Source organism: uncultured Amnibacterium sp. (genome assembly GCF_964245895.1).
In the GTDB taxonomy this organism is placed as follows: domain Bacteria; phylum Actinomycetota; class Actinomycetes; order Actinomycetales; family Microbacteriaceae; genus Amnibacterium.
On sequence record NZ_CAXTOQ010000190.1, the window covers coordinates 1 to 5,757 of the forward strand.

3 protein-coding genes and 1 pseudogene are annotated in these 5,757 nt (G+C 73.3%); all 4 read left to right on the top strand.

Features of this window, described 5'->3' with window-relative positions:
- Positions 1-1,049, top strand: a pseudogene (locus ACFE60_RS17115) (glycogen debranching enzyme); the annotation flags it as partial.
- Positions 1,049-3,430, top strand: a complete 2,382-nt coding sequence (gene treY / locus ACFE60_RS17120; RefSeq protein WP_375390066.1) for a malto-oligosyltrehalose synthase — start codon at positions 1,049-1,051, stop codon at positions 3,428-3,430. The pseudogene ACFE60_RS17115 and the gene treY, both read left to right, overlap by 1 nt.
- Positions 3,427-5,172 carry a malto-oligosyltrehalose trehalohydrolase gene (gene treZ / locus ACFE60_RS17125; protein WP_375390067.1) on the top strand — a complete coding sequence of 582 codons (1,746 nt, stop codon included), beginning with the start codon at positions 3,427-3,429 and terminating at the stop codon, positions 5,170-5,172. Before treY ends, treZ begins: the two co-directional genes overlap by 4 nt.
- Before the next feature lie 150 nt (positions 5,173-5,322).
- A partial coding sequence (locus tag ACFE60_RS17130; protein ID WP_375390068.1) for an FAD-dependent oxidoreductase occupies positions 5,323-5,757 on the top strand: 435 nt, incomplete at its 3' end.

Here is a 5,757-nt window from a genome sequence, read left to right on the forward strand (position 1 = left end):
AGGTCGGCAACTTCCCGCCGCAGTGGACGGAGTGGAACGGCAAGTACCGCGACACCGTCCGCGACTTCTGGCGCGGCGAGCCGTCGTCGCTCGGCGAGTTCGCCGCGCGCCTCACCGGCTCGGCGGACCTGTACGAGAACGACGGGCGCCGCCCGGTCGCCTCCATCAACTTCGTCACCGCGCACGACGGCTTCACCCTGCGGGACCTCGTGTCCTACAACGAGAAGCACAACGACGCGAACGGCGAGGACGGCAACGACGGGGAGTCGCACAACCGCTCCTGGAACTCGGGCGCGGAGGGCGAGACCGACGACCAGGACGTGCTCGCGCTGCGCGCGAAGCAGCAGCGGAACTTCCTCGCGACGCTGCTGCTCAGCCAGGGCGTGCCGATGCTCCTGCACGGCGACGAGCTGGGCAGGACGCAGGGCGGCAACAACAACACCTACGCCCAGGACAGCGAGATCGCCTGGCTGCACTGGGACCAGGCGGACGTGCCGCTCATCGAGTTCACCGCGGCGATCGCCCGCCTGCGCAAGGACCACCCGACCTTCCGGCGCGGCCGGTTCTTCGACGGCCGGCCGGCCGAGCGGGAGGAGGGGGCTCCGAAGGCGGACATCGTCTGGCTGCGCCCCGACGGCACCGTGATGAAGGGCGGCGACTGGGACAGCGGCTTCGGCAAGGCCGTCGGCATGTACCTGAACGGCGGCGGCCTGCGCGAGCGCGACGTGCGCGGCGAGGAGGTGACCGACGTGGACTTCCTGCTGTACTTCAGCGCCGCCGACGAGGCGGTCGCGGTGAAGCTGCCGCCGAAGTCGTACAACGCGGCGTGGGACGTCGTCGTCGACACGGCGGGCCGCCTCACCGACCGCGTGGGCGTCAAGGCGGCCGGCAAGGTGAGCATCGAGCCCCGCTCCCTCGTGATCCTGCGCGCGCACGCCGCGCCGGAGGGCGAGCCGGACCACTCGGTGGCCGCGTCGCTCGCGGCGCTCACGAACACGCAGGCGATCTCGGTCATCGCCGCGGACGCCGTGAAGCCGTCGGTGCGCTGATGGGCGGTGCCGAGGGCCGCGTGCCCGTCTCCACGTACCGGGTGCAGGTGACGGGCGCGTTCGACCTGCACTCCGTCGCGGAGCTGACCGACTACCTCGCGGACCTCGGCGCGGACTGGGTGTACCTGTCGCCGCTGCTGGAGGCGGAGCCCGGCTCCGACCACGGCTACGACGTGATCTCGCACGACCGCGTCGACCCGGCCCGCGGCGGCGACGAGGGCCTGGTCGAGGCCGCGACCGCCGCCCACGGCAAGGGGCTCGGCGTCCTCGTCGACATCGTGCCGAACCACATGGGCGTCGCGACCCCCGCGAGGAACGCCTGGTGGTGGGACGTGCTCGCCCACGGCCGCGACTCCCGGTACGCGGAGGCGTTCGACATCGACTGGGACTTCGGCGGCGGCCGGCTGCGCATCCCGGTCCTGGGCGACGGCGACGCGCTCGCGGACCTGGAGCTGCGTGATGACCGGCTCGTCTACTTCGACAACGAGTACCCGATCGCGGCGGGCACCGCGGACGACGGCGCCGACGCCCGCACCGTCCACGACCGCCAGCACTACGAGCTGATGCACTGGCGCCGCGCCGACGACGACCTGAACTACCGGCGCTTCTTCGCGGTGAACACGCTGGCCGGCATCCGGGTCGAGCTGCCGCAGGTGTTCGAGGAGTCGCACCGCGCGATCGTCGGCTGGGTCCGGGACGGTCTGGTGGACGGCCTGCGCATCGACCACCCGGACGGGCTCGCGGACCCGAAGCGGTACCTCGACGACCTCGCGGCCGCGATCGGCGGACGCTACGTGCTCGTCGAGAAGATCCTGGAGGGGGACGAGGCGCTGCCCGACGACTGGGCGACGTCGGGCACGACCGGCTACGACGCGCTCGGCGACTTCGACCGGGTGCTGATCGACCCGGCGGGCGAGGCGCCCCTCACGGCGCTCGCCGCCCGCCTCGGCGGCCCGACCGACTGGACCGCCCTGATCCACGACACGAAGCGCGAGGTCGCGGACGGCATCCTCCACGCCGAGGTGCTGCGCCTCGTCCGCACGGCCTGGGCCCCCTCCGCCGGTTCCGACGCGACGCGAAGCGGCGTGGCGGCCGTGCGAGGGGAGGACGCGACCGAGGGATCGGACCCGGGGCGCCTCGCGGACGCGGTGGGCGAGCTGCTCACCTGCTTCCCGGTCTACCGCTCCTACCTCCCCCGCGGCGTGGAGCAGCTGGACGCCGCGGTCGCCGACTCGACGGCTCGCCGTCCGGACCTCGCGGAGGAGCTGCGGCTCGCCGCCCGCCTGCTGCGCGACCCGTCGACCGCGGTCGCGCAGCGGTTCCAGCAGACCAGCGGCATGGTGATGGCGAAGGGCGTCGAGGACAGCGCCTTCTACCGGTCCACCCGCCTCACGAGCCTCACCGAGGTCGGCGGCGAGCCGGACGACTTCGCGGCGTCCCTCGATCGCTTCCACGAGCGGCAGGACACGCGGCAGGCGGGATGGCCGGCCGCCATGACGACGCTGACGACCCACGACACGAAGCGCGGCGAGGACGTGCGCGCCCGGATCGACGTGCTGTCGGAGGCGCCAGCGGAGTGGGCGGAGACGATCGACGCGCTCGAGCGGATCAACGGCTTCGGCGACCCGACCTTCGCGAACCTCCTGTGGCAGGCGACGATCGGCGCGTGGCCCATCGAGCGCGACCGGCTGCAGGCCTACGCGGTGAAGGCGTCGAAGGAGGCGGGCGTCTCCACCACCTGGACCGACCCGGACGAGGCGTTCGAGACCGCGCTGCGCGCCGCGGTCGACGCGGTCTACGACGACGACCGGGTCGCCGGGCTGATCGCGAGCGTGAGCACGCGGCTCGACCCGGCCGGGTGGTCGAACGGCCTGTCGATGAAGCTGCTGCAGCTCGCCGCCCCGGGGGTGCCGGACGTCTACCAGGGCAGCGAGCTCTGGGAGCGCAGCCTGGTCGACCCGGACAACCGCCGCCCGGTCGACTACGCGCGCCGCCGCCGGCTGCTCCGCGAGATCGACGAGGGCGCCCTGCCCGACATCGACGAGACCGGCGCCGCGAAGCTGCTCGTCGTCGCGAAGACCCTGCGTCTCCGCCGGGACCGGCCGGAGCTGTTCACCGCTTACACCCCGCTGCGCGCCTCCGGGGCGGCGGCGGACCACCTGGTCGCGTTCGACCGCGGCGGCGCGATCGCGCTCGCCACCCGCCTGCCCGTCGGTCTCGCCGAACGCGGCGGCTGGGGCGACGCCGTGCTCGACGTCGGCAGCGCGCCGGTGCGCGACGTGCTGAGCGACCGCGCGTTCGACGGCGGCGTCCTGCGCGTCACCGACCTGCTCGAGCACTACCCCGTCGCCCTGCTGATCGAAGAAGGAGGCAAGCCGTGACCGTCCCCCTGCGGCACCCGCTCGCCGTGTGGGCGCCGACGCCGGAGCGCCTCCGGCTCGTGCTCGGCGACGACACCCACCCGATGACGAAGGGCGACGACGGCTGGTGGACGCCCGACGTCGACGCCGTCCCGGGGGACGCGCGCTACGGCTACCTCGTCGGCGACGAGCGCGTCCCGCGGCCCGACCCCCGGTCGCGCCGCCAGCCGGACGGCGTCCACGCGCTCTCGCAGCGCTTCGATCCCGCTGCGTTCGACTGGACGGACGCCGCCTGGACCGGGCGGCCGCTCGCCGGCGGCGTGGTCTACGAGCTGCACATCGGCACCTTCACGCCGGACGGCACCCTCGACTCCGCGATCGACCGGCTCGACCACCTGGCCGACCTCGGCGTCACGCACGTGGAGGTGCTGCCGGTCAACGCCTTCAACGGGCGCTGGAACTGGGGCTACGACGGCGTCCTCTGGTACGCCGTGCAGGAGACCTACGGGGGCCCGGAGGCGTACCAGCGGTTCGTCGACGCCTGCCACGCGCGCGGCCTCGCGGTGATCCAGGACGTCGTCTACAACCATCTCGGCCCCTCCGGCAACTACCTCCCGGAGTTCGGCCCCTACTTCAGCGAGGGCGGCGCCAACACCTGGGGCACCGCGATGAACCTCGACGGCGAGCAGTCCGACGAGGTCCGCCGCTACATTCTCGACAACGCCCTGATGTGGCTGTCGGACCTGCACGTCGACGGCCTGCGGCTCGACGCCGTGCACGCGCTGGTCGACCACCGGGCCCAGCACGTGCTCGAGCAGCTGGCGGAGGAGGTCGCGGTCCTGTCCGCCCATCGCGGCGTCCCGCTGACGCTGATCGCGGAGTCGGACATGAACGACCCGCGCCTGATCACCTCCCGGGAGGCGCACGGGTACGGGCTCGACGCGCAGTGGAGCGACGACTACCACCACGCCCTCCACGTCGCGCTGACCGGCGAGACGACCGGCTACTACGAGGACTTCGAGGGCCTGTCGATGCTGGCCCGCGCGATGACCCACGGGTTCGTGCACGACGGCACGAAGTCGACCTTCCGCGAGCGGCACCACGGCCGGCCGATCGACCGGCTCACCGTGCCCACGGGGCGCCTGGTGACCTTCGCGCAGGACCACGACCAGATCGGCAACCGGGCGACCGGCGACCGGCTGTCGCAGACCCTCTCCCCCGCCCGCCTCGCCGTCGGCGCGGTGCTGAACCTGCTGACCCCGTTCACGCCGATGCTGTTCATGGGCGAGGAGTGGGGCGCCACGACCCCGTGGCAGTTCTTCACCTCCCACCCCGAGCACGACCTCGGCGAGGCGACGGCGGAGGGTCGCATCGCCGAGTTCGCGAAGATGGGCTGGGACCCGGACTCGGTGCCGGACCCCCAGGACCCGGCGACCTTCCAGCGGTCGAAGCTCGACTGGTCCGAGCCGGCGGAGGGGCACCACGCCGCCCTGCTCGACCTGCACAAGCGGCTCATCCTGCTGCGCCGGCGGCTGTCCGACCTCACGGATCCGCGGTTCACGACGACCGAGGCCGCGGCCGACGACGAGGCGCGGGTGCTCGTGCTGCAGCGCGGCGGGGTGACGGTCGCCGCGAACCTCGGGCAGGAGGAGGCGGGCGTCGCGGCCGACGGCGCGCTCGTGCTGAAGACGGCCGACGGCGTCGCCGTCGAGGACGGCACCCTCACCCTGCCGCCGGAGAGCGCCGCCGTCCTCGTCGCCTAGCTGCGCTGGGGGGGCCGCCCGCGACACCGGGGGCGACCCGCCGCGCCCCATCAGTCGCTCGGGGCCCCCGCGCCGTCGGAGTGGGGCCGTGCCTCCGACGGATTCCCGCACCTGTGATGCCGCCTCAGCCACGGCTGGCACAGTGACCGCATGACGCGGTACGAGTACGTGATCGTCGGTGGCGGCATGATCGCCGACGCCGCTGCGAAGGGCATCCGCGAGCTGGATCCCGACAGCGCGATCCTCATCCTGGGCGACGATCCCGACGAGCCGTACACGCGGCCCGCGCTCTCCAAGCTGATCTGGATCGACCCGTCGTTCACCGAGGACAAGGTGCCGCTCGGCACCGGGGCGACCGGAGCGGAGATCCGCACCGGGACCACCGTGCAGTCGTTCGATCCGGAGGCGAAGACGGTCACGATCGAGGGCGGCGAGACGGTCGAGTACGGCGCGCTGCTGCTCGCGACCGGCGGCACCCCCAGGACGCTCGATCTGCCTGCGGGCGACCGGGTCGTCTACTTCCGGACCTTCGCCGACTACCGGCACCTCCGCTCCCTCGCCGACGACCGCCCGCACGTCGCCGTC

Excerpts from the sequence above, each read along its gene's own strand:
- treY (WP_375390066.1), top strand. The coding sequence starts at position 1,049 with ATGGGCGGTGCCGAGGGCCGCGTGCCCGTCTCCACGTACCGGGTGCAG.